The sequence below is a fragment of the Streptomyces sp. NPDC024632 genome, from assembly GCF_055559175.1.
The window spans coordinates 357,978-380,689 of sequence record NZ_JBVHLD010000009.1 but is presented as its reverse complement, the minus strand read 5'-3'; the positions used below and the strand labels follow the sequence as shown (position 1 = coordinate 380,689).

The following is a 22,712-nucleotide window of genomic DNA, read 5'->3' as shown; positions in this document are numbered from 1 at the left end:
GCGGACCTCCTCTCCAGGAGGGCGGGGAAGCGCACTCACCTGGGCGAAGACCGCCCTTCGAGGGGCCCTTCCGCGGGCCCTTCAAGGGGGAGGAAGGGGAGGCAGGAGAGGCAGGAGAGGCGGAAGGTACGGCGCGCTGACGCATGGCCAGCTCCTCAGGGGCGCGGGAAACCGCGCGACCGGCCCATGACCGGCGCGCGGTTCACCACCGGCCCGGTGGGGGCAGGCGCTGTCGTCGCCCGCCCACCGGCCCAGTGTGCCGGACACGCCCTAGTCGGCTGAGGCCGTCGACTTCTTCGCCGCCGCGGAGGCAGCCGCCTTCTTGGCCGGCGCCTTCTTCGTGGCAGTCTTCTTCGCGGTGCCGGAAGCCGCCGTCTTCTTGGCGGGAGCCTTCTTGGCCGGTGCCTTCTTGGCGGCGGTCTTCTTCTTCACGGGCCCCTTCGCCCGCTTCTCCGCGAGGAGTTCGTACCCGCGCTCGGGCGTGATCGACTCCACCTCGTCGTCGCGGCGCAGCGTCGCGTTGGTCTCGCCGTCGGTGACGTAGGGGCCGAAGCGGCCGTCCTTGACGACGACGGGGCGCTCGCTGACCGGGTCGGTGCCCAGTTCCTTGAGCGGCGGCTTGGCGGCGGCGCGACCGCGCTGCTTGGGCTGCGCGTAGATGGCGAGCGCTTCGTCGAGGGTGATCGAGAAGAGCTGGTCCTCGGTCTCCAGCGAGCGCGAGTCGGTGCCCTTCTTCAGGTAGGGCCCGTAGCGGCCGTTCTGCGCGGTGATCTCGACGCCCTCGGCGTCCTTGCCGACGACGCGCGGCAGGGACATCAGCTTGAGGGCGTCCTCAAGGGTGACGGTGTCGATGGACATCGACTTGAAGAGCGAGGCGGTACGGGGCTTGACCGCGTTCTTCCCGGTCTTCGGGGTGTCCTCGGGCAGGACTTCGGTGACGTAGGGACCGTAGCGCCCGTCCTTGGCGATGATCGGGCGGCCGGTCGCCGGGTCGTCGCCGAGCGCGAAGTCGCCGCTGGGCTTGGCGAACAGCTCCTCGGCGTACTCGACGGACAGCTCGTCCGGCGGCAGGTCCTCGGGGACGTCGGCGCGGCGGTGGTCGTCCTCGCCGCGCTCGCCCTTCTCGATGTAGGGGCCGTAGCGGCCGACGCGCAGCATGATGCCGTCGCCGATCGGGAAGGAGGAGATCTCCCGGGCGTCGATCGCGCCCAGGTCCTCGACGAGTTCCTTGAGGCCGCCGAGGTGGTCGCCGTCCCCGTTGCCCGCGTCGGCGGCGGAGCCGACGGTGGCGCTGCCGTCGTCGGAGCCGAAGTAGAAGCGGCGCAGCCACGGCACGGCCTGGGCCTCGCCGCGGGCGATGCGGTCGAGGTCGTCCTCCATGGAGGCGGTGAAGTCGTAGTCGACCAGACGGCCGAAGTGCTTCTCCAGCAGGTTGACGACCGCGAAGGAGAGGAAGGTCGGGACGAGCGCGGTGCCCTTCTTGAAGACGTAGCCGCGGTCGAGGATCGTGCCCAGGATCGTGGCGTACGTCGACGGGCGGCCGATCTCCCGCTCCTCCAGCTCCTTGACCAGCGACGCCTCGGTGTAACGGGCGGGCGGCTTGGTCGAGTGGCCGTCGGCGGTGATCTCCTCGGCGCTCAGCGCGTCGCCCTCGGTGACCTGCGGCAGCCTGCGCTCGCGGTCGTCCAGCTCGGCGTTGGGGTCGTCGGCGCCTTCGACGTACGCCTTCAGGAAGCCGTGGAAGGTGATGATCTTGCCGGAGGCGCTGAACTCGGCGTCGCGGCCGTCGGCGGAGGCGCCGCCGACCTTGACGGTGACGGACTGGCCGACCGCGTCCTTCATCTGGGACGCGACCGTACGCATCCAGATCAGCTCGTAGAGCCGGAACTGGTCGCCGGTCAGACGGGTCTCGGCCGGGGTGCGGAAGCGGTCGCCCGAGGGGCGGATCGCTTCGTGCGCCTCCTGCGCGTTCTTGACCTTGCCCGCGTAGACGCGCGGCTTGTCCGGCAGGTAGTCCGCCCCGTAGAGCTGCGTGACCTGGGCGCGGGCGGCGCGGACGGCGGTCTCCGAGAGCGTGGTGGAGTCCGTACGCATGTAGGTGATGAAGCCGTTCTCGTACAGCTTCTGCGCGACCTGCATGGTGGCCTTCGCGCCGAAGCCCAGCTTGCGCGACGCCTCCTGCTGGAGGGTGGTGGTGCGGAAGGGGGCGTACGGCGAGCGGCGGTACGGCTTGGACTCGACGCTGCGTACGGCGAACTGGGTGTCGGCGAGCGCGGCGGCCAGGGCGCGGGCGGCGCTCTCGTCGAGCTGGAGCACCTGTGAGCCGGACTTGAGCTGGCCGGTGGCCGCGTCGAAGTCCCGGCCCTGCGCGACCCGGCGGCCGTCGACGGTGGTGAGCCGGGCGACGAGCGTGGAGGGGTCGGAGGCGTCACCGGTGCGGCCGGTGGCGAAGGTGCCGGTCAGGTCCCAGTAGTCGGCGGTACGGAACGCCATCCGCTCGCGTTCGCGCTCGACGACGAGCCGGGTGGCGACGGACTGCACGCGGCCGGCCGACAGCCGCGGCATGACCTTCTTCCACAGCACCGGCGAGACCTCGTAGCCGTACAGCCGGTCGAGGATGCGGCGGGTCTCCTGGGCGTCGACCAGGCGCTGGTTCAGCTCGCGCGGATTGCGGACGGCCTCCTGGATGGCGTCCTTGGTGATCTCGTGGAACACCATCCGGTGAACGGGCACCTTGGGCTTGAGGATTTCCTGCAAATGCCAGGCGATGGCCTCGCCCTCGCGGTCCTCATCGGTGGCGAGGAAGAGTTCAGTGGAGTCCTTGAGGAGGTCCTTGAGCTTCTTGACCTGTGCCTTTTTATCGGCATTGACCACATAGATGGGTTGGAAATCACTGTCCACATTGACGCCGAGCCGCGCCCAGGGCTGGCCCTTGAACTCCGCCGGCACTTCGGCGGCCCCGTTGGGGAGGTCGCGGATGTGCCCGACGCTGGCCTCGACGACGTATCCAGGGCCCAGATATCCCTTGATCGTTTTCGCCTTGGCAGGCGACTCGACAATGACGAGTCGCTGGCCGCTGTGTGCGGTCTCGCGGGTCGGGGACAACGTCGCTCTTCTCTCCCGGTCGAAGGTGTGTCGCTGCGGAGTGTGACCGTACCTCCCTGTCCCGTGTCAAACGGGAAAAGTCCACAACGCCACTGGAACGGTAACCCGACAACCGGTCTGTCTGCCGCATGGACGGCCGCTCCGGTCGGTTTCCCGGAGGGGCGCGGGGGCGCGTTCCCGGGGGCGCGTGCGTGATTTCACGCACGTCAGGAGGGTCGGGGAAGGGCGGTGGCGGTCAGACCTGTGTGAGACACCAGACGCCGGCGAGGAGTGCGACCGCGCCGAAGAAAATGGACATGACAGTTGCGGCGGTGGATCCCGCTGCCGTCACGGGCTGCCGGGCGCGCAGCCGGGCGGCCGTCCAGAGCAGGAGCGCGGCCCCGAAGACGGCGAAGACCGTTCCGGCGAAGAGTGCGGGCACCCGCTCCATGCGTCCCCTCGTCCCGTCTCGTCCTGTCCAGGTGTGTGCTCCCGGACGCTGCCACGCCAGGGCGTCCGGCACGCGAACCACGGGTGAACACAGGTCTCCGCTCCCAGGGGGTGGGACGCGGCGGGGGCCGTCCTGCAAAGATGTCCGGCAACGACCGGTACACAACAAGACGTTCAACGACGTTCAGCACAGGGGGACGGGGCATGTCCGACCAGAATCCGTACGGCCAGAATCCGTACGGTGACAAGCCGCAGGGCGACAATCCGTACGGGGAGCAGCAGCCCGGGGGCCAGCCCGGATACGGATACCCGCAGCAGCCCGGGGGCCAGGCTCCCGGTTACGGCTACCCGCCCCAGGGCGGCGGCCAGGCACCCGGTTACGGCTACCCGCCGCAAGGCGGCGGGTACGCGCCGCCCGGTGCCGCGTACGCCGCGGACCCGTCCGCGCCGTACGGCTACGACCCCTACGGGCGGCCGTACTCGGACAAGTCCAAGGTGGTCGCGGGAGTGCTTCAGCTCTTCCTCGGCAGCTTCGGCGTGGGCCGTTTCTACACCGGTCACACCGGCATGGCGCTGGGGCAGCTCTTCACGTGCGGCGGCTGCGGCATCTGGGCGCTGATCGACGGCATCATGCTGCTGGCCGGGGACAACCCGACCGACGCGCAGGGCCGGGTGCTGCGTGGCTGACGGAGTCCGTCGGCCACAGGTCGGCGCTCCCCCGGTCTCCCCGGGGGCGCGCCGCCCGTCGGCGGTTCTCGGCCACCCGGCCACCGCTCCCCTGGCGACGCTCGCCGCCGGGGTGGCGGGCGCCGTCTATCTCTACGGCACCGACCCGCACCAGCCGGGCCACTGGCTGCCGCGCTGCCCGTTCAACTGGGCGACCGGGCTGCTCTGCCCGGCCTGCGGCGGTACGCGCATGGTGTACGACCTGATGCACGGCGACGTGGGGCGCGCCTTCCACGACAACGCCGTCCTGCTGCTGGCCGCGCCCCTGGCGCTGTGGCTGTGCGGGCGCTGGATGGTCGAGGGGCTGCGCGGCCGTCGCCGACGGCTGGTGGTGAGCCCGCGGGTGTCACTGGCCGTGCTGTGCGTGGCCGTGACGTGGACGGTTGTCCGCAACGTGTTCTGACGCGTCGTCCACTCCACCGCGGCGCGTCAGTCCGCCGGGCCCCTTCTCCGTGGCGTCCCCGGGCCGCTCGCCAGGCCACTCGTCAAGCCGCTCGCCAGGCCACTCCCCGCGTCACTCCGCCGCGTCACTCCACCGGGTCGAGGAACCCCTGTTCCACCAGCAGCCGGATCGACTCCGGCGTGCGGTCGCGCAGCACCACCGGGTCCTCGCCGAGCAGCTGCGCGATGGCGTCCACGATCCGCCCGGCGGTCAGCGTCCCGTCGCAGACGCCCGCGAAGCCCGCGCCCACCGTGTCGACCTTCGTCGCGCGCCGCATACCGCGGGCCGCGCGCAGCACCACGTGCTCCGGGTCCTCGGCGCCCGGCAGCCCCACCTGCTCCTGCACCACCCCGTCGCCGAGCGCGAAACGGGAGCTGAGCAGCGCCGCGTCGTCATGGGTGCGCAGGAAGTCCTGGCGGTCGAACCACCCGGCGATGTGCGGGCCGAGCGGCTGCTCCACCGGGTGCGGCCACTCCTCCGCGGTGATCACGGGCTGGTCCGCGCCGGACTTGCGCAGCGTGATCCAGCCGAAGCCGACGCCGTTCACCTTGCGCTGCTCGAACTCGTCGAGCCACGTGTCGTAGCGGGCGGCGTACGTGGCCGGATCCGTACGGTGGTCGCCGCCGTCGCGCAGCCACAGCTCGGCGTACTGCGTGACGTCCTGAACCTCGCGCTGCACGATCCAGGCGTCGCAGCCGCGCGGGATCCACGAGACCAGGCGCTCGCGCCAGTCCTGGCCCTCGGTGTGCTGCCAGTTGGCGAGGAGCTGGCAGTAGCCGCCGTCGTTGAGATGGTCTGCCGACTGCTGCACCAGGGTGCGGCACAGGTCGTCGCCCGCCATACCGCCGTCCCGGTAGGTGAAGCGCCCGCTCGGGGAGATCACGAAGGGCGGGTTGGACACGATCAGGTCGAAGCGCTCGTCGCGGACCGGCTCGAAGAGGCTGCCCTCGCGCAGGTCGGGTTCGCGGGCGCCGGACAGCGCGAGGGTGAGCCGTGCGAAGTGCAGGGCGCGCGGATTGACGTCGGTCGCCGTGACGCGGGTGGCGTGCCGGGAGGCGTGCAGCGCCTGGATGCCGGAGCCAGTGCCGAGGTCCAGGGCGCTGCCGACCGGCTCGCGCACGGTCAGCCCGGCCAGCGTCGTGGAGGCGCCGCCGACGCCGAGCACCAGGTCGGCCCGGTCGACGCCGGGCGTGCTCTCCCCGTCGGACCCGGTACCGGTGCCGATACCGCCCGCGCCGCCGACCGCGCAGCCGAGGTCGGAGACGATCCACCAGTCCGCGCCCTCCTCACCGGCGTACGGGCGTACGTCCACGGTGGCGCGTACGTCGTCGCCGTCGCGCGCCAGCCAGCCGCCGGTCGCGTAGTCGTCGATCCGGGGCAGGGCGGCGCGGGCCCGCGCGTAGGACACGGGGCGTTGCAGGAGGAAGAGCCTGACCAGGGTCTCCAGGGGGCTGCCGCCACGGGTGGCGCGCAGGGCGGGGACGGTCTCGGCCCGGGAGAGGGCCGCGTAGGCGGCGGCTCCGAGGAGGTCGAGACAGCCGTCCGCGGTGAAGGCTGCGGCGCGCAGGTCGTCGCGCAGGGACGGGGCGTTCCGGGCGGCGGGGAGGAGGGGCGTACTCACACCGGCCATTGTCGCGGAATCGCCGCGGCCCGGCGCCCCTTGTGCGGGGCGGCGGGCCGTGGCGTATCGGACAGCGGGGGTGCTACGGGGGCGCGGTCGTGGGCGCGGGGCCTTCGTGGGCGCGGTCCGGTGGCCACGGGCCGGGGGCCCGGGGCCGGGGCCTGAGGGGGCCGGGGGCCTACGACGCCGACGGTGAGGCCGAGGAGGAGCCGGACGCCTGCTTGCAGCCGGGCTGCTTGGCCATGGCCTTGCCGACATCGCCCTGGCGGAGCGAGTCGAGGGCTTGCTCGCCGTTCTGGCTGACCTTGCCCAGCGAGTTGGAGACGCCCTTGAGGCCGTCCGCGAACTTCGCCTGGTCGCTGGTGTCGAGCCCGTCGACCTGCTTCTTGAGCGTCCCGTACTGGGTGGACAGGCCGTTGAGGTCGTTCACCGCGTCCTGCTGGATCTTCGCACCGTCCTTGACCGGCGGGGCGCCGGCCTTGCTGACGATGTCGGCGAGCGACTTGTACGCCTCGGAGATCGACTGGAAGGCGGCGGAGTCGGCGGACTTGACGTCCTGGGGCTTGCCGTTGCTGTTCACCTGGGTGATCGCCGTGTTGGCGTCGTTGATCTTCTTGGTCTGGGCCGCGGCCTGGTCGCAGACGCCCTTCGCCCAGTTGTCCAGCTTCTTGTTGGAGTCGTCGCTGCACCCCGACAGCGCGAGCAGCATGACCGCACCGGAGAGCGCGGCCAGGAGCTTCTTGTTCACCTTCACCGGATGGGTCCCTTCCGTGGCCTTACGGCCCCGGAACATACACGGCTGACGGGTGGTCACCGTGAATCCGTGAGGTGATTCGTCCGACATTCAAGCCATTCGCACTAAGGTGCGGTGGGCGACCGCACACGTACCGGATCACGTACGGTCGCCCACCGGGCCCTCGGCGGACCGGAACCCTTGACGGGCGCGGCCCTTGACGGTGCGTCGGATCAGGCCACGGCGGCCGTGTCCGGGGTGCGGGTCCCGGTATCGCCGCCGTCGCCGTCGTCGTCGCCCTCCATCGCGATGCCGCGCCGCTTGGAGATGTAGACCGCGATGACGATGACGGCGATCGAGACCACCGCGACGGTGACGCGTACGCCGAGATTCGCGTCCACGCCGTAGCTGAACTTGACCACCGCGGGGGCGATCAGCAGCGCCACCAGGTTCATCACCTTCAGCAGCGGGTTGATGGCCGGGCCCGCGGTGTCCTTGAACGGGTCGCCGACCGTGTCGCCGATGACGGTCGCGGCGTGGGCCTCGCTGCCCTTGCCGCCGTAGTGGCCGTCCTCGACGAGTTTCTTGGCGTTGTCCCAGGCGCCGCCGGAGTTGGCCAGGAACACCGCCATCAGCGTGCCCGCGCCGATCGCGCCCGCCAGGTACGAGGCGAGCGAGCCGACGCCGAAGGTGAAGCCGACCGCCACGGGCGCGAGGACGGCGAGCAGGCCGGGGGTGGCCAGTTCGCGCAGCGCGTCCTTGGTGCAGATGTCGACCACCCGTCCGTACTCGGGCAGTTCGGTGCCGTCCATGATCCCCGGGTGTTCGCGGAACTGCCTGCGCACCTCGTAGACCACCGAACCCGCGGACCGGGAGACGGCGTTGATGGCGAGGCCGGAGAAGAGGAAGACGACGGCCGCGCCGAGCAGCAGCCCGACCAGGTTGTTGGGCTGGGAGATGTCCAGGGACAGCCAGCGGGCGTCGGAGGCCGCTGGATGGGCCTTGGCGACGGCGGTGTCGATGGCCTCCTTGAACGAGCCGAACAGGGCGGTGGCGGCCAGTACCGCGGTGGCGATGGCGATGCCCTTGGTGATGGCCTTGGTGGTGTTGCCGACGGCGTCGAGGTCGGTGAGCACCTGGGCGCCCTCGCCGTGCACGTCGCCGGACATCTCGGCGATGCCCTGCGCGTTGTCGGAGACGGGTCCGAAGGTGTCCATGGCGACGATGACGCCGACGGTGGTCAGCAGGCCGGTGCCCGCCAGCGCGACCGCGAACAGCGCGAGCCAGACGGAGGTCCCGCCGAGCAGGAAGGCGCCGTAGACGGACAGGCCGATCAGCACCGCCGAGTAGACCGCGGACTCCAGTCCGAGTGAGATCCCGGACAGGATGACAGTGGCGGGGCCGGTCAGCGAGGTCTTGCCGATGTCGCGGACCGGGCGCCTGGTGGTCTCGGTGAAGTAGCCGGTGAGCTGCTGGATCACCGCGGCCAGCACGATGCCGATGGCGACGGCGACCATCGCCAGGGTGCGCGGGTCGCCTGCGTGGCCGGAGATGTCGCTGTCGACGCCCTTGAGGTCGGCGTAGGAGGACGGCAGGTAGGTGTAGACGGCGATGGCGACGCCGATCAGGGAGATGACCGCGGAGATGAAGAAGCCGCGGTTGATGGCCGTCATGCCGCTGCGGTCGCTGCGGCGGGGGGAGACCGCGAAGATGCCGACCATGGCGGTGAGGACGCCGATCGCCGGGATGAGCAGCGGGAAGGCGAGGCCGGAGTCGCCGAAGGTCACCTTGCCGAGGATCAGCGCGGCGACCAGGGTGACGGCGTACGACTCGAAGAGGTCGGCCGCCATGCCCGCGCAGTCGCCGACGTTGTCACCGACGTTGTCGGCGATGGTCGCGGCGTTGCGCGGGTCGTCCTCGGGGATGCCCTTCTCGACCTTGCCGACCAGGTCGGCGCCGACGTCGGCCGCCTTGGTGAAGATGCCGCCGCCGACGCGCATGAACATCGCCAGCAGCGCCGCGCCGAATCCGAATCCTTCGAGCACCTTGGGCGCGTCGGCCTTGTAGATCAGGACGACGGCGGACGCGCCGAGCAGGCCGAGGCCCACGGTGAACATGCCGACGACGCCGCCGGTCCTGAACGCGATCCGCATCGCCCGGTGCGACACGTCGGTCAGGTCGGCCGGGGGTTCGCCGGGTGCCGGTGTCGCCGATCTGGCCGCGGCGGCGACCCGCACATTGCTGCGGACCGCCAGCCACATTCCGACATATCCGGTGACCGCGGAGAACACGGCGCCCACGAGAAAGAAGATCGACCGGCCGATTCGCTGCGAAGTGGTGTCCGAGGGCAGCAGCATGAGCAGGAAGAACGCCACCACGGCGAAAATTCCCAGAGTACGGAACTGCCGTGCGAGGTAGGCGTTGGCGCCTTCCTGCACGGCAGCCGCGATTTTCTTCATGCTGTCGGTGCCCTCGTCCGCTGCGAGCACTTGACGTACCAACACCGCGGCGAGCGCGAGTGCGCCCAGTGCGACGACGGCGATGATCCATACGAGGAGACGATTTCCGTCGGTCAGTACCGGTGTCGCGGCAAGCGTGTGAGGGGTAAGTGGCCCCGCCATTCGTCCTCCTTGACGTTTGGCGCATGGGCGTGCGGCTTCACGGCTCGACAAGCCGCAACGCTCAGGCGAGCTGAGCAAGATGGACGGATTGTAGGGAGCCGCAGCACTTCAAAACAGGGTGCCGCGTCGAAAAAGGATATTCGTGAACGCGGCGTTCGCCTGTGAACAGGAGTGAGTGTCGCCTGTGATCAGGCGAGAAAGATGATCTGAGGGGCGGCCGGGGGCCGCGTCGCGCTCAGAACGGTGTGCCGGTCAGGCCGGGCCGCCGGTCGAGCCGGTCCGCCGGTCGAGCGGCTCCGCCGGTCGAGAGGGCCGCCGGTCCACGGTCGGACGGGCGGGGCGGTCTACGGTCAGACGGGCGGGACGATCGGCCAGCTCATGCGGATCACACCGCCGGTGGCGGTCTCGGTGACCTCGACATCGTCGACCAGGCCACTGATCACGGCGAGGCCCATCTCGCCCTCGTCGCTCAGCTCGTCACCCGCGGCGTCGGACGCGGAGCCCGAGGCGTTGCCCGGGACCTCGTCGGCGACCTCGATGGAGAACTTCTTCTCCTCCTCGGTCAGCATCACCCGGACCGGTTCTTCCACACCGTTGCCACGGTGCAGACCCACCGCGCGGCTGCACGCCTCGCCCACCGCGAGCCGTACTTCGTCCAGAACCGCCTCGTCCACCCCCGCCCGGCGCGCCACCGCCGCCGCTACGAGCCGTGCTGTTCGCACATGCTCCGGCTGGGCGCTGAAGAGCAGTTCTACGGTGGGCATGGCCTCCCCTTCGGTCCTTTGGGTGGGCATCACGGGGGCCCGGACGGTGATCCCGTCCGGTACCCCTCGACGGCGATCGTCAGTCGGTCGCCGCGACAGCCTCGTCGACCGAGGTGTGAATCGGGAACACCTTGGTCAGACCGGTGATACGGAAAATCTTCAGGATGCGCTCCTGGTTGCACACCAGTCGCAGCGATCCTTCATGAGCACGCACCCGCTTCAGCCCGCCGACGAGCACACCCAGGCCGGTGGAGTCGAGGAAGTCCACTCCCTCCATGTCCACGACCAGGTGGTAACTCCCGTCGTTCACAAGCTCCACAAGCTGTTCCCGCAGCTTGGGCGCGGTGTACACATCAATCTCGCCGCCGACTTCGACGATCGTACGATCGCCGACGGTTCGGGTCGACAGGGACAGGTCCACGGATCCTCCAGCACCTTGCATCGACGCGGCGCCCCCCTGGGGCCCCCACCAGAAGGTAGGGGACGGATCGACGGCCGCGATGGCATTCAATCACTTCGCAGCGGGCGAGCACGACGCCTTACTGCGATTGTCCGTCACGCCGGTGACACACTGAGTGCCGATGGCCCAGGATCATCTTCCGCAGTCGGCGCACGGCCGCCCGTCCCCCCGAACCGCTTTGGAGCGGCTCGCCAGGGGGGCAGACCGAGCCGCGCGCATCACCCATACGGAGCACCTGCCCCCGCGGGTCGGCCGCCATGCCTCCTGGCCCGACACGATCAGAAGCGAGGTCGTGGACGCGATCCGCGCGGCCGGGATCGACCGTCCCTGGGAGCACCAGGCACTGGCCGCGGGCCACGCGGCGCGCGGCGAGTCGGTGGTGGTGGCCACCGGAACCGCCTCCGGGAAGTCGCTGGCGTATCTGGCACCGGTGCTCAGCGCCCTGCTGGACGGCTCCGAGGCGCCGAACGGCCGGGGTGCCACCGCGCTCTACCTGTCCCCCACCAAGGCCCTGGCCGCCGACCAGCGCCGCGCCGTCACCCGCCTCGCCGCGCCCCTGGGCACCGCGATCCGCCCCGCGGTCTACGACGGCGACACCCCCGTCGAGGAACGCGAGTGGGTCCGGCAGTACGCCACCTACGTGCTCACCAACCCCGACATGCTGCACCGCGGCATCCTGCCCGGCCACGCCCGCTGGGCCTCCTTCCTGCGTCAACTGCGCTACGTGGTGATCGACGAGTGCCACACCTACCGCGGTGTCTTCGGCTCGCACGTCGCCCAGGTGCTGCGCCGCCTGCGCCGGGTCTGCGCGCGGTACGGGGCCGAGCCGGTGTTCGTGCTCGCCTCCGCGACGGCCGCGGACCCGGCGCGGGCCGCCTCCCGGCTCACCGGGGTGCCAGTGGCCGAAGTGACCGAGGACACGTCGCCGCGCGGCGGCCTGGCCTTCGCGCTGTGGGAGCCGCCGCTGACCGAGCTGTCCGGCGAGCACGGCGCTCCCGTGCGCCGCACCGCGACCGCCGAGACCGCGGAACTCCTCACCGACCTGGTCGTCCAGGGCGTGCGCAGCGTGGCCTTCGTCCGCTCCCGGCGCGGCGCGGAACTGGTCGCCCTGATCGCCCAGGAACGCCTGGCCGAGATCGACCCCTCGCTTCCCGGGCGGGTCGCCGCCTACCGCGGCGGCTACCTCGCCGACGAGCGCCGGGCCCTGGAGCGCGACCTGCACTCCGGCCGCCTGCTCGGCCTCGCCTCCACCTCCGCCCTCGAACTGGGCGTGGACATCTCCGGCCTCGACGCGGTCCTGCTGGCCGGCTACCCGGGCACGCGGGCCTCGCTGTGGCAGCAGGCGGGCCGCGCCGGACGGACCGGGCAGGGCGCGCTGGCGATCATGGTCGGCCGGGACGACCCGCTGGACACGTATCTCGTCCACCACCCCGAGGCGATCTTCGAGCAGCCCGTCGAGAGCACCGTCCTGGACCCGGACAATCCCTACGTGCTGGCGCCGCACCTGTGCGCCGCCGCGGCCGAGCTGCCGCTCACCGACGACGACCTCGTCCTGTTCGGCCCCGAGGCGGCGTCGCTGATGCCGCAGCTGGAGAAGCGCGGGCTGCTGCGCCGGCGCGCCTCCGGCTGGTACTGGACCCGCCGGGAGCGGGCCGCGGACCTCACCGACATCCGCGGCGAAGGCGGCAGTCCCGTGCAGGTCGTGGAGACGGCGACCGGACGGCTGCTGGGCACGGTGGACGCCTCCTCGGCGCACACCGCCGTCCACGACGGCGCCGTCCACCTCCACCAGGGCCGCACCTACCTGGTCAAGCGGCTCGACCTGGAGGACGGCGTGGCGCTGGTCGAACCCGCCGACCCGTCCTACTCCACGATGGCCCGCGACACCACCGACATCCGGGTGCTCAGCGGCGACCTGGAGGAGCCGTGGGGCGAGGCGCGGATCCACTTCGGCTCCGTCGAGGTGACCCACCAGGTGGTGTCCTTCCTGCGCCGCAAGCTGATCACCGGTGAGATCCTCGGCGAGACCAAGCTCGACCTGCCCCCGCGCACCCTGCGCACCCGGGCCGTGTGGTGGACCGTCACGGACGCGCAACTGGACGCCGCCCGGATCCACCCCGAGGAGCTGCCCGGCGCCCTGCACGCCGCCGAGCACGCCGCGATCGGTCTCCTCCCGCTCTTCGCGACCTGCGACCGCTGGGACATCGGCGGGGTCTCCATACCCCTGCACGCCGACACCGGCCTGCCCACCGTCTTCGTCTACGACGGCCACCCCGGCGGCGCGGGCTTCGCCGAACGCGCCTTCCACACCGCCCGCACCTGGCTCACCGCCACCCGCGAGGCCATCGCCTCCTGCGAATGCGAATTCGGCTGCCCCTCCTGCGTCCAGTCCCCCAAGTGCGGCAACGGCAACGACCCCCTGGACAAGGCCGCCGCCGTCCGCCTCCTGGACTGCCTGCTGACGGCGGGCGCCGCCGAGGCCGCTGACGACGCCGAGACCGGTCCCGGGGCCGGTCCTGAGGCGGGGCACAGGGCCGGGTCCGGGGCCGAGACCGGTCCTGAGGCCGGTCATGAGGCGGGGGACGGCACCGGGGCCGGGGCCGGGGCCGGGTCTGAGGCCGGTCATGAGGCAGGGGACGGGGCCGGATCCTGGGCCGAGACCGGTCCTGAGGCCGCGCCCGGTGCCGCCGACGGCGGCCGGGCCGGGGTCGGGACCGGGGTCGAGTGACGGTCCCGCGCGGGACCGCACACGGGCGCCGTCGACCTCCGCCGTGACGTCGGAGATCTCACCCGCCACCACGCAGCTCACCAGCCGGGCGCCCTGCGCCGCCGCCACCTCGGCCGCCAGCCCGCAGGCCCGCGTACGGCCCTCCAGCGCGTGGTCGGCCGCGGCGAGCGCCGCCAGATCCGCGGCGCCGCCCGCCCGGTGCCTGGCGATGACCGCCTCGTCCATGAAGAGCACGGCGGCGAAGACCGCGCTCAGTACGGCGATCAGCCCCAGCGACCACACGGTGGCGGAGCCCCGGTCCCCGAGGGGCGCGGGGGCCTTCACGGTTGCCCACCCCCGCCCACGGCGTCCTCGGCGAGCGCGACCGCCTCGGCCCGCAGGGTGACGGGGAAGCGCGGCGCCGGGACGGTGACCCGGACCCGGATCAGGTCGCCCGACCGCTCCACGCCGACCCGCGCTCCGGACGGCGCGGCCTCCCGCGCCGCCCGCAGCACCTCGCCCGGCGCCTCGGAGCGCGCCGCGGCACGCGCCCCAGCCCGCGCCGCGTCCACGCACCGCACCTGCGCCGCGGCCGCCATCAGGCCCCAGATCAGGGCGGCGGTGAGCGCCACCAGCATCGGGATCACCATGGCGGCCTCCGCCGTCACATACCCCTGGTCGCGCGGCGGGCGGCCCCGCTCAGAACGGCACATGGAGTGCCTTCACGATCACGCCGGTCAACGCCGAGCGCACCGGCCCGCTCGTCACGATCTTGTAGAGCACCGCCGCGAACCCGCACGCCGCGATCGTCCCCACCGCGTACTCGGCCGTGCTCATCCCCGCCTCCGCCGCCGTACGGCTCACGTCCCCGTACCGCGCCGCCCTCCGCCGCATCCGGGCGACCCACCGCCGCCGCTCGGCCCGCGCCAGGCGAACCGCGCGCGGCACCGGCGGCACCCGGAGCGCGGGCGGAGCCGAGGCCCTCGCACCGGGCGCGTTCTTCGAGTTGATCGAGTTGATCGATTTCACCAGGGCCGGCTGGGCCGTCCGGGCGAGGTGCTGGTCCATCGTCTGATGCGTCATCGGGATCTCCTGGTGTCGTGGATGTGCGTGTGGACATGGCTGTTCGAGTCGTTCGCTTCGGGTGGTGCGTCGGGCGCGGGCGGTCCGGGCGGCGTGTCAGCCCGTGCGGTCCAGGGCGGGGTGTCAGCCCGTGCGGCCGAGGACGGTGCCCGCCAGGCCCATCACCACGGGGGCGACGCCGACCAGCAGGAAGGCCGGGAGGAAGCAGACCCCCAGGGGCGCGGTGGCGTGCACCGCGGCCCGCCGGGCCCTGGCGAGTGCCGAACGGGCGTACGCGGCCCGGTAGTCCGCGGCCAGCCGGGACATCTCCGCGACCGGTGCGCTGCCCGTCGTGGAGGCGCGGGCCAGGCAGCGCCCCATCTCGCGGGCGGCGGGCAGCCGTCCGAACCGCTGCCAGCACTCCGCCGGGTCGTCGCCCAGCCGCAGCTCGGCCCTGACCCGTATCAGCGCGGTCCCGAGCGGCCCGGCCAACGACCGGCCCACGGCGCCCGCCGCTTCTCCGGGTGACGCCCCGGCGGCGAGGCAGGCGGCCATCAGGTCCACGCAGAGCGGGAGTTCCGACGGATCGGGCTCCTCGTCCGCCTCGGAGCTCTCTGTGGCGTTCTGCCGCCCCCGGAGTGATCTCCTGACCCCGAGGGCCGTGAGGACCCCCACCAGGCCGCCCAGCACCCCGCTGATCAACGTCGCGGTCCCCAGTCCGGCCGCGACCGGCGGACCCCAGTCGCGCAGCGGTCCCCTGAGCCGCCGCAGCGCCCGCCGGGGGGACCTCCGCGACCGCCCGGTCCCCAGCGCCGCGCGCAGCCGTCGCGTCGCCGCTTTCTCCCTCCGCGCCTCGGCCAGCGCCCCGCCGACGGCGGCCACCGCAGCCGCCACCAACGCGAGCGCCACGAGGGCTGTCCCCAGGCTGTGGACACTCCCGGCGGTCACGGCCGTCCCCGGTCCCGCGACCCCGCCGGGGTCGCCGCCTTTCCCCGGCCGACCGTCGCGGTCTCAAGCACCGCGCCACCGGCCGCTGGAGAGCCGCCCCCCGAGGAACCGTCCCTCACGGAAACGGCGGCCGTCGAAGCGCCCTTCGCAGGACCGGGGGGCCGAGTTCTGGCCGCCGTCGGTCCGCCCTCCGCCGCGCGGATGATCCGCGCCGTCCACGCGAGCCCCGCCCATTCCAGGCAGCCGCCCGTGACCAGGCAGAGCAGTCCCGCCGGGGTGTGCAGCAGCACTCTTGAGGGGCCGGCGCCCAGGCCCGCGCCGAGCACGACGCCGAACAGCGGCAGCAGCGCGAGCAGCACCGCCGTGGACCTCGGACCCGCCAACTGGGCGCGCAGGTCGTCGCGTTGATCGGCGTCCGCCCGTAGCGCCGCGGCGACCCGGTCGAGCGCGGCGGCCAGTCCTGCGCCGCCGTCCACCGCGACCTGCCAGCAGGCGGCGACCGCGGCGAGCCCGTGCGTCCCCGCGCCGAGCCGGGACGCCTCCCGCAGCGCGTGCGGCACGTCGCCGCCGAATCTGGCCGCCGACAGCACCATTCGTGCCGCGTCGGCGAGGTCGGGCGAGGCGGGCCAAGCCGCCGACTCGACCGCGTCGGTCAGCGCCGCGTGCGGTGGCCGTCCGGCCCTGAGGTCTCCGGCCACGGTGCCGCACAGCGCGCTCACCGCGACCGCCCCGCGCTCGGCCGCCGCCCGCTCGCCCCGCCGTCGCAACGCCCGCCCCACCAGGGGCACCGCCACGGCGCCCGCGACCACCGGCAGTACCGATCCCGACAGCAGCCCCAGCCCACCGCCCACCGGCAGGCACACCGCCTCGGGCCCGACCCGGCCGCGCCGACCGGCGAACCGTGCGGCGATCCGCAGCGGCGCCCACGCCCGGCGACGGCCCGCCGTCCGTCCGTCGCGCCACCTCGCAAGCCGGACCGCCCACTCGCGGCGAGCCCTCTCCCCCGCCTTCCTCAGCCGTGCCAGGGGATTCGCCCGCTGCTCGCCGGTGGCCGGCCCCCGCTCGCCCTCCCCCGCCTCTTCAGGTCCTGGTCCGATGAGCAGATCGCGCGCCCGGCGGCGGGGATCGGAGGTGCGCCAGCGCGTCACGAGGAGGGCCAGGGCAGCGCAGAGGGCAGCGGCCCACACGACCGAGGGCTGATAGGTCGCCGCGCTCATGACGCACCTGCCCGGCAATGTCCGATCCCCGGCTCACGGCCCGGACCGCAGCACCAGCGAACCCCCGCCCCCGCCAGAACAGCGCGCCGGGCGGCAGCCCCCACGACCGAGGGTGGACAGACCGGGGCGCTCATGACGCACCCGCCCAGCGATGCGCGACCCGCGGCTCGCAGCCCAGGCCAGGGGGATTCGAGGCGCGCCAGCGAAGCCCCGCGAGCAACAGAACAGGCACACCGGGCGGCAGCCCGCACGACATCAGGTTGAGAAAGCAGGGCGCTCATGACGCACCTGCCGAGCACAGTGCCGCCAACCGGTCCCAGCCGGGGCCGCGTTCGTGGTGTCCGCGGGCGTCGCGGAGCAGGGCGGGCACGGTGGCGACCAGGCCGTCGGAGCCCCGTTTGAGTACGTGGATCTCGGCGAGGCGGCGCAGGCCGGAGCTGTCGCGGACGAGGTGGATGACGACGGCGAGTGCGGCGGCCAACTGGCTGTGCAGGGCGGCCCGGTCGAGGCCCGCGGTGGAGCCGAGGGCTTCGAGGCGGGCCGGGACGTCGGCGGCGGCGTTGGCGTGGACGGTGCCGCAGCCGCCTTCGTGGCCGGTGTTCAGCGCGCTCAGGAGGTCGGTGACCTCGGCGCCGCGGACCTCGCCGACCACGAGCCGGTCGGGGCGCATGCGCAGCGCCTGGCGGACGAGGTCCCGCAGGGTGACGTGTCCCGCGCCCTCCTGGTTGGCGGGGCGGGTCTCCAGGCGGACGACGTGCGGGTGGTCGGGGCGCAACTCGGCGGAGTCCTCGGCCAGGACGATGCGGGCCGCGGGGTCGACGAGGCCGAGCAGGCAGCTCAGGAGTGTGGTCTTCCCGAAACCCAGACTGGGACAGTTCTAAGTGCCATGCTGATGAAATGACCCCGACCAACTCCCCCATCCGCGCCGTGATCTACGTGCGGATCAGCCAGGACCGCACCGGCGCCGGGCTCGGCGTCGACCGCCAGCGCGAGGACTGCGAGGCCCTGGCGAAGCGCAACGGCTGGGAGGTCATCGAGGTCTACGTCGACAACGACGTCTCGGCCTTCAGCGGAAAGACCCGCAAGCACTACCGCCGCATGCTCGCCGACCTCGACACGGGCACCGCCACGATCGTCATCGCCTGGCACACCGACCGGCTGCACCGTTCCCCGCTGGAGCTTGAGGAGTACATCAACCTCAGCGAGCGGCGCGGGGTCTCGACGCACACCTGCCAGGCCGGCGTCATCGACCTGTCCACGCCGTCTGGCCGGATGACGGCGCGCATCCTCGGCGCGGTCGCCCGACAGGAGTCCGAGCACAAGGGCGAGCGCGTACGGCGTGCGCGGCTCCAGAAGGCTCAGACCGGCCAGTGGGGCGGCGGCATCCGGCCCTTCGGGTGGGGTGTGCCCACTGACGAGGTGCGGAAGGCGACCGACCCGGAGACGGGCGAAGAGTACGACGTCCCGGTCCTGGACTACAACCAGGTCGTGCCCGAGGAAGCCCGCGCGGTGCTGGAGGCGACCGAGGCCCTGCTCGCCGGGGAGAGCCTGCGCTCGCGAACCAAGCTCGTGAACGACAAGGGCCTCCTGACCACGCAGGGAAATCCATGGACGACGACGGAGTTCCGGGACATGCTGCTGCGGCCGCGGAACGCGGGGATTGCTGTGTACCGCGGCAAGGAGATCGGCGCGGCGGCGTGGTCCCCGATCGTCCCCGAGCCGACATGGCGGGCTCTCGTCGCGCTGCTCCAGGATCCTGCGCGGCGCACCACGCCGGGCAACCAGCCGAAGTGGCTGGGCAGCCTGCTGTACCAGTGCGGCAAGGAGGGCTGTGCGTGCGGCGGCCCGATGAAGGTGTCGCAGTCGGGAAACAAGGGCCACCGCCCCGCTTACCGTTGCCAGCTTGGGCAGGTGACGCGCCGGGCCGACATCCTTGATGGGTTCGTCACCGACGTCATCCTCAAGCGGCTGGGCCGCCCTGACGCCGTAGATCTGTTGCTGCCCGCGGCCAGTGGCGAGGACATCGCCGAGATGCAGGGGCAGGTCGTTCTGCTGCGGCAGCGCCTCACGGATCTGTCGGGCATGTTCGGCGCGGGCACGATCGACGCGTCCCAGCTCGCCGAGGGCAGTCGGGTGGCGAATGCCCAACTTCAGACGGCTCTGGCGCGGCTGGCCACGGCGGCGGCAAAGGACCCGCTGGTGGACTTCGTCGGTGTCGACGATCCGTGGGCGGTGTGGGCGTCCAAGGACCTCGACCAGCGGCGGACCGTTCTGCGCACCCTGGTGACGGTGACGGTGAAGCCCGGCCGACGGGGACGAATGCCGGATGGCGCTTACCAGGACATGGAGAGCATCGACTTCGATTGGCTGCGCGAGAAATCCGACTGACCAGACCCCACTAATCTTCCTTTGGCGCTACTTCCTCGAACATGTCAATCAACGGCTGAGGATCAATTCTCACAGCGTGAGCATAACTACGAATGTGACTACGCGCCCGTTGACGAGAAGCGACTTTGAGTGAAAATCCGCTCTCGATGCCCTGGATAGCGACTGGCTGCATCCCTGTGAACTCTTTCATTTCCTCCAGAGAAAGCCCGATATCTTCACGCGCTCGCTTAAGTTGATCTCCGATATGGGAAGCCACTTGAGCAGCGTTAGGGTCTCTCTCAAATCGTTCGATCGCCCTGCGTTGCCTTTCGCGAAGCGCATAAGTCGGCGTCCGCATTCGTTCCCTATGCGCCCAGTCTTCGAGTGCCGTCCCGTCGTCCCAAATTTCATCAAGGGGCGCGAACGTTTCCTCCACGATTTTCCAATGCCGAGCAGCCTCAAGCTCTATCTCGGAGATCATCTCTCGCGTCGCATGACCTCGGGCACTTTGCTTTGAGCGTGGACTGGTATACGCCTGATCATCCGCCCGACGGTCGCGTTCCTGGCCGAACGTTCTCCCCCAGAGTCCGAGGGAAAAAACGCCTACGGCTTGCCAGGAGACATGCTTGGCGTCTGGGAAAACAATTCTCTTGGAGAGTTTTTGGGATAGCTCGAAATCTCCTTCGGCGACATCGTGTAGATCTTTTGCCGAGAGATCAGGATAGACGCGCGCCGCAATTACCCTCCATGCCGCATACACTGCCGTCGCACGCGCCGATTCTAGCTCGTCAAACTGAGCCCTCCCGAACAGACGAACGCTCGTTCCAGAGGCATCATAATCCTCCTCAGTAGCGGCAACTGACTGCGTTTCCGGAATCGGGTTCATCAGTCGAAAGAAAGCAAATGCCAACGAACCGGTGTCGACGTGCGTTCGGTCAGTAAGTGCGATGCACGAATCTTCAGGCACTAGAGGCTTGTCCCACCCGCCAGTAGTTCCAATTACTAGGGGCAGTAGGAACAACTCCTCCACGCTAAGATTTCTCGCACCCGATTCAATAGCGGCAATGCTTGAACGCCCCCAGCGGAGCCCAAACCCGGCCGCCGCCGCAGCAATATCAGCCTGCCGGAGCGACTTTTCCTCACGGAACAACTTGAGGCGATCGCCGATGATTGCCGCTAGTGCCTGTGGCTTGCCGTCGTTCGTCATAGCGCCAAGGTAAGCGCCATGCGGCCTCTGACGCCAGACGCGGGGGCGCGGATGGCCGGTATGCAGCGTCAGATTCCTGACGCTTGACACCGGTAGGGCTGCCGGTACAGGGTTTGCAGCGTCAGAGACCAAACTCTGGAGGACGGCAAGTGATGCCAACCATGGAGACGCCCGGCTGCGCCCCGCCTGACGAGCGGTGTGAGCACACGTGGGTCTCCGTCGACGACCTCGCCGACGAGCTGAAGATTCCGAAGTCCACGATCTACGGCTGGAAGACCCGCGGGCTCGGCCCGAAGTGGGTCCGCGTTGGCAAGCACCTCCGCGCCCGTCGCACCAGCGTGGATGAGTGGCTGACGAGCCTCAGCGAGGACCCCACCGAGTCGACGGCGGACAGCGAGAACAACGGCGACGGCGCCGGGACTGCCATCCCGACGCCGCTAGCCGAGCGCACTACCGCAACCACTGGCAAGTAGAAGAGAGCACGCTCATGACCAGCGTAATCCCCGAGGCGTCAACGGCGACGCCCACCAAGGACCAGCGCCCCCACAGCGCCACCCCCGAACAGATCACCCGCGTCCGGATCGAGGAGACGCCCCTCACGCCCGGCACCGTCGCCCTGTTCAAGCAGTACGGCCCCGAGATGCGCGTCGCCTGGGACCCCGAGAACACCGCCTACGAGGCCGTCCTCACCGCCCTGAAGATGCACGTCGACGAGGCCGTCCTCGCCCGGGTCCCGGCCACCGAAGACGGCCACTACGCCTGGTGCAAGCCCGGCGCGTGCGAGACCCGCAACGACCACGGCCTGATCCACACCGAGCACTACGGCGAGAAGAACCACCTCCCCATCCCGGCCCCCGAGGGCGCTGACCCGCTGTCCTGCGGCGTGCTGCTCACCTCTCAGCTCTACGTGGACAGCGAGTACGGGAAGGTCGGCCTGTGGGTGTCCACCGGCAACCCGGATGACGACGAGCTAGCGTTCATCGGCCCGGAGACCGGTGAGTTCCTGGACACCGTGCAGCAGTGGCACGACCAGGCCCGTAGGCAGGCCGCCCACCTTGAGCAGTCGGGGTACGTCCCGCCGACGGACTTCGAGCACGCGGAGAGCATCACCGCGGCCGGAGACCACGGCGCCCTGCTGAAGGCGCTGCTCTACACCCCGCCGGGCTTGGACGGCACGCCCGATGGTCCGGCGCGGCTGTGCATCTACGGCGAATCGAGCGGTGACGCCGAACTCGACGTCGAGGGCGCCGACAAGCTCATCGCCGACCTCGAAGGGCTGCTCCCCAAGCTCCGCGCCATGCGCGACGTGCTCGTCGAGCAGGCCACGGTATGAGCGCGGCACCCGTCCCGGCGGCCGGGGGTGGCCTCGGCCGTCCGGCCCGCCGTGGCGGTGACCGGTACTGGGACCTCGTTGAGCGGATCGCCAACTCGGCCCCGCCCCTCACGCCCGAGCAGCGGGCCGCGATCCGAGTCGCCCTCTGGGGCGGCAGCAGCACCCGGAAGGCGGCGGCATGAACGAGTTCGAGGACATCGTCGCCGACGACTCCACCGGCTTCCTCGCCGCGGTGCAGGAAGCCCGCGCCGAGTATCACCGGACACACCCTGCGGGTGTGGACGTGGCGTCCATCGGCCACCGCGCCTGGATGCAGCTCACCCCGGTGCAGCAGGCAAAGACGCTGGACAGCCTGTTCGTGGCGTACATCCTGCGGCTCCACGACGAGGAGCGCGCCCGCCAACTGGCCGATGCGGACGCGAAGGTGAAGACCTACCTCGAAGGTGACGACGTGAACGAGCTCTACGACGCACTCGGCACGGTCCATCCGGTCACCGAACACGCCACGGTCGACGGCGTGAGCGCCTCGGCATTGACCAATGTCCTCGACGAGCTGGCCCTCCTGCGGCGGCGTCTCACCCTGGCCAGGAAGGGGACGAAATGAGCGACCCTCAGCCGATCCGTACGGACGGCCCTGCGGTACGCGCCGTCTTCGTGGTGCACCTTGCTGCCGACAGTCGACTGGTGCGGCCCCCGCAGCCGACACAGGAGTACGGGGGCATCCCCTACTGCCCGGCGGGCAGCATCGTCCGCCTTGACGTCGGTGACGCCCGCACGGGGCTGATCGCCTGGGACGCCGACTTGATCGCGGGGGCGCTCTTGGACGCTGCGGAGGTCGAGATCGTCGGCGCCGACCAAGGCGTTGTCGCCGAGACGAGGGCGGTGCTGGCCGCCGCCCTCGGCCGGACGCGGCGGCTCACCGGGTAGTCCGGCCGCGCGCCGCCGGGCCCGGAACCTCCCTGAAGGCTCC

21 protein-coding genes and 2 pseudogenes are annotated in these 22,712 nt (G+C 71.3%); 9 read left to right on the top strand and 14 right to left on the bottom strand.

The genetic code is table 11. The annotated features are described in order from the left end of the window. Positions 1 to 270: 270 nt before the first annotated feature. The gene (gene topA, locus ACZ37P_RS21420) at positions 271 to 3,105 is read right to left on the bottom strand and encodes a type I DNA topoisomerase (RefSeq protein WP_467348100.1); all 2,835 of its coding nucleotides are present in this window, start codon (positions 3,103 to 3,105) and stop codon (positions 271 to 273) included. Between the two features lie 235 nt (positions 3,106 to 3,340). Continuing rightward, the gene (locus tag ACZ37P_RS21415; RefSeq protein WP_401851917.1) at positions 3,341 to 3,535 is read right to left on the bottom strand and encodes a hypothetical protein; all 195 of its coding nucleotides are present in this window, start codon (positions 3,533 to 3,535) and stop codon (positions 3,341 to 3,343) included. Between the two features lie 203 nt (positions 3,536 to 3,738). Between ACZ37P_RS21415 and ACZ37P_RS21410 the strand changes: the two genes are divergently transcribed. Next, positions 3,739 to 4,221: a TM2 domain-containing protein gene (locus ACZ37P_RS21410; RefSeq protein WP_355346118.1), complete on the top strand. Its 483-nt coding sequence runs from the start codon at positions 3,739 to 3,741 to the stop codon at positions 4,219 to 4,221. After that, on the top strand, positions 4,214 to 4,663 hold the full coding sequence (locus ACZ37P_RS21405) for a DUF2752 domain-containing protein (protein ID WP_391041513.1): 450 nt from the start codon (positions 4,214 to 4,216) through the stop codon (positions 4,661 to 4,663). The genes ACZ37P_RS21410 and ACZ37P_RS21405 overlap by 8 nt, the downstream gene beginning before the upstream one ends. Positions 4,664 to 4,787: 124 nt before the next feature. Here ACZ37P_RS21405 and ACZ37P_RS21400 read toward each other — a convergent pair whose 3' ends face one another. The 5 genes from ACZ37P_RS21400 to bldG form a co-directional block, all read right to left on the bottom strand. Further along, on the bottom strand, positions 4,788 to 6,332 hold the full coding sequence (locus ACZ37P_RS21400) for a DUF7059 domain-containing protein (RefSeq protein WP_467348097.1): 1,545 nt from the start codon (positions 6,330 to 6,332) through the stop codon (positions 4,788 to 4,790). A gap of 169 nt (positions 6,333 to 6,501) precedes the next feature. Continuing rightward, on the bottom strand, positions 6,502 to 7,077 hold the full coding sequence (locus ACZ37P_RS21395) for a small secreted protein (RefSeq protein WP_355346124.1): 576 nt from the start codon (positions 7,075 to 7,077) through the stop codon (positions 6,502 to 6,504). 212 nt (positions 7,078 to 7,289) lie between these two features. Next, a complete protein-coding gene (locus tag ACZ37P_RS21390; RefSeq protein ID WP_355346127.1) occupies positions 7,290 to 9,677 on the bottom strand; it encodes a sodium-translocating pyrophosphatase in 2,388 nt (795 codons plus the stop codon). A 350-nt stretch (positions 9,678 to 10,027) separates the two neighbouring features. Further along, a complete protein-coding gene (locus ACZ37P_RS21385; protein ID WP_355346130.1) occupies positions 10,028 to 10,441 on the bottom strand; it encodes an ATP-binding protein in 414 nt (137 codons plus the stop codon). A 79-nt stretch (positions 10,442 to 10,520) separates the two neighbouring features. Next, a complete protein-coding gene (gene bldG / locus ACZ37P_RS21380) occupies positions 10,521 to 10,862 on the bottom strand; it encodes an anti-sigma factor antagonist BldG (protein ID WP_031520166.1) in 342 nt (113 codons plus the stop codon). Between the two features lie 160 nt (positions 10,863 to 11,022). On the opposite strand from bldG, the gene ACZ37P_RS21375 reads away from it, so the two are divergent. Continuing rightward, positions 11,023 to 13,629 (top strand): DEAD/DEAH box helicase, encoded by a 2,607-nt coding sequence (locus ACZ37P_RS21375; protein WP_467348093.1) that lies wholly within the window; start codon positions 11,023 to 11,025, stop codon positions 13,627 to 13,629. Between the two features lie 72 nt (positions 13,630 to 13,701). On the opposite strand, the pseudogene ACZ37P_RS21370 reads toward ACZ37P_RS21375, so the two are convergent. From ACZ37P_RS21370 to ACZ37P_RS21345, 6 genes and pseudogenes are all read right to left on the bottom strand, one after another. Continuing rightward, positions 13,702 to 13,911, bottom strand: a pseudogene (locus ACZ37P_RS21370) (Rv3654c family TadE-like protein); the annotation flags it as partial. A 38-nt stretch (positions 13,912 to 13,949) separates the two neighbouring features. Further along, positions 13,950 to 14,321: a TadE family type IV pilus minor pilin gene (locus ACZ37P_RS21365; protein WP_467348091.1), complete on the bottom strand. Its 372-nt coding sequence runs from the start codon at positions 14,319 to 14,321 to the stop codon at positions 13,950 to 13,952. Next, positions 14,308 to 14,691 carry a DUF4244 domain-containing protein gene (locus tag ACZ37P_RS21360; RefSeq protein ID WP_467348089.1) on the bottom strand — a complete coding sequence of 128 codons (384 nt, stop codon included), beginning with the start codon at positions 14,689 to 14,691 and terminating at the stop codon, positions 14,308 to 14,310. Before ACZ37P_RS21360 ends, ACZ37P_RS21365 begins: the two co-directional genes overlap by 14 nt. 123 nt (positions 14,692 to 14,814) lie before the next feature. Next, positions 14,815 to 15,618, bottom strand: coding sequence for a type II secretion system F family protein (locus ACZ37P_RS21355; protein ID WP_467348087.1), 804 nt, complete (start codon positions 15,616 to 15,618; stop codon positions 14,815 to 14,817). Next, complete coding sequence (locus ACZ37P_RS21350; RefSeq protein ID WP_467348085.1) at positions 15,615 to 16,835, bottom strand: type II secretion system F family protein; 1,221 nt, start codon at positions 16,833 to 16,835, stop codon at positions 15,615 to 15,617. The genes ACZ37P_RS21355 and ACZ37P_RS21350 overlap by 4 nt, the downstream gene beginning before the upstream one ends. Positions 16,836 to 17,112: 277 nt before the next feature. Then, positions 17,113 to 17,697 (bottom strand): annotated as a pseudogene (locus ACZ37P_RS21345) (CpaF family protein); the annotation flags it as partial. A gap of 35 nt (positions 17,698 to 17,732) precedes the next feature. Here ACZ37P_RS21345 and ACZ37P_RS21340 point away from each other — a divergent pair. Next, entirely contained in the window at positions 17,733 to 19,223 is a 1,491-nt protein-coding gene (locus tag ACZ37P_RS21340; protein WP_467348084.1) for a recombinase family protein, read from the top strand. 10 nt (positions 19,224 to 19,233) lie between these two features. On the opposite strand, the gene ACZ37P_RS21335 is transcribed toward ACZ37P_RS21340, so the two are convergent. Beyond that, positions 19,234 to 20,409 (bottom strand): helix-turn-helix domain-containing protein, encoded by a 1,176-nt coding sequence (locus ACZ37P_RS21335; RefSeq protein WP_467348082.1) that lies wholly within the window; start codon positions 20,407 to 20,409, stop codon positions 19,234 to 19,236. 152 nt (positions 20,410 to 20,561) lie between these two features. Between ACZ37P_RS21335 and ACZ37P_RS21330 the strand changes: the two genes are divergently transcribed. The 5 genes from ACZ37P_RS21330 to ACZ37P_RS21310 are packed head-to-tail and all read left to right on the top strand — an operon-like array spanning position 20,562 to position 22,669. Beyond that, positions 20,562 to 20,882, top strand: coding sequence for a helix-turn-helix domain-containing protein (locus ACZ37P_RS21330; protein WP_467348119.1), 321 nt, complete (start codon positions 20,562 to 20,564; stop codon positions 20,880 to 20,882). Between the two features lie 14 nt (positions 20,883 to 20,896). Then, positions 20,897 to 21,742 (top strand): hypothetical protein, encoded by an 846-nt coding sequence (locus ACZ37P_RS21325; protein WP_467348080.1) that lies wholly within the window; start codon positions 20,897 to 20,899, stop codon positions 21,740 to 21,742. Beyond that, positions 21,739 to 21,924, top strand: a complete 186-nt coding sequence (locus ACZ37P_RS21320) for a hypothetical protein (RefSeq protein WP_467348078.1) — start codon at positions 21,739 to 21,741, stop codon at positions 21,922 to 21,924. Before ACZ37P_RS21325 ends, ACZ37P_RS21320 begins: the two co-directional genes overlap by 4 nt. Beyond that, entirely contained in the window at positions 21,921 to 22,346 is a 426-nt protein-coding gene (locus ACZ37P_RS21315; protein WP_467348077.1) for a hypothetical protein, read from the top strand. Before ACZ37P_RS21320 ends, ACZ37P_RS21315 begins: the two co-directional genes overlap by 4 nt. Further along, positions 22,343 to 22,669 (top strand): hypothetical protein, encoded by a 327-nt coding sequence (locus ACZ37P_RS21310; RefSeq protein ID WP_467348076.1) that lies wholly within the window; start codon positions 22,343 to 22,345, stop codon positions 22,667 to 22,669. Before ACZ37P_RS21315 ends, ACZ37P_RS21310 begins: the two co-directional genes overlap by 4 nt. Positions 22,670 to 22,712 lie beyond the last annotated feature (43 nt).

Bases quoted from the DNA above. Each gene is read 5' to 3' on its own strand.
- ACZ37P_RS21415 (WP_401851917.1), bottom strand. From the start codon at position 3,535: ATGGAGCGGGTGCCCGCACTCTTCGCCGGAACGGTCTTCGCCGTCTTC.
- ACZ37P_RS21410 (WP_355346118.1), top strand. From the start codon at position 3,739: ATGTCCGACCAGAATCCGTACGGCCAGAATCCGTACGGTGACAAGCCG.
- ACZ37P_RS21400 (WP_467348097.1), bottom strand. From the start codon at position 6,332: ATGGCCGGTGTGAGTACGCCCCTCCTCCCCGCCGCCCGGAACGCCCCG.
- ACZ37P_RS21390 (WP_355346127.1), bottom strand. From the start codon at position 9,677: ATGGCGGGGCCACTTACCCCTCACACGCTTGCCGCGACACCGGTACTG.
- ACZ37P_RS21385 (WP_355346130.1), bottom strand. From the start codon at position 10,441: ATGCCCACCGTAGAACTGCTCTTCAGCGCCCAGCCGGAGCATGTGCGA.
- ACZ37P_RS21375 (WP_467348093.1), top strand. From the start codon at position 11,023: ATGGCCCAGGATCATCTTCCGCAGTCGGCGCACGGCCGCCCGTCCCCC.
- ACZ37P_RS21365 (WP_467348091.1), bottom strand. From the start codon at position 14,321: ATGTGCCGTTCTGAGCGGGGCCGCCCGCCGCGCGACCAGGGGTATGTG.
- ACZ37P_RS21360 (WP_467348089.1), bottom strand. From the start codon at position 14,691: ATGACGCATCAGACGATGGACCAGCACCTCGCCCGGACGGCCCAGCCG.
- ACZ37P_RS21350 (WP_467348085.1), bottom strand. From the start codon at position 16,835: ATGAGCGCGGCGACCTATCAGCCCTCGGTCGTGTGGGCCGCTGCCCTC.
- ACZ37P_RS21340 (WP_467348084.1), top strand. From the start codon at position 17,733: ATGACCCCGACCAACTCCCCCATCCGCGCCGTGATCTACGTGCGGATC.
- ACZ37P_RS21335 (WP_467348082.1), bottom strand. From the start codon at position 20,409: ATGACGAACGACGGCAAGCCACAGGCACTAGCGGCAATCATCGGCGAT.
- ACZ37P_RS21330 (WP_467348119.1), top strand. From the start codon at position 20,562: ATGCCAACCATGGAGACGCCCGGCTGCGCCCCGCCTGACGAGCGGTGT.
- ACZ37P_RS21325 (WP_467348080.1), top strand. From the start codon at position 20,897: ATGACCAGCGTAATCCCCGAGGCGTCAACGGCGACGCCCACCAAGGAC.
- ACZ37P_RS21320 (WP_467348078.1), top strand. From the start codon at position 21,739: ATGAGCGCGGCACCCGTCCCGGCGGCCGGGGGTGGCCTCGGCCGTCCG.
- ACZ37P_RS21315 (WP_467348077.1), top strand. From the start codon at position 21,921: ATGAACGAGTTCGAGGACATCGTCGCCGACGACTCCACCGGCTTCCTC.
- ACZ37P_RS21310 (WP_467348076.1), top strand. From the start codon at position 22,343: ATGAGCGACCCTCAGCCGATCCGTACGGACGGCCCTGCGGTACGCGCC.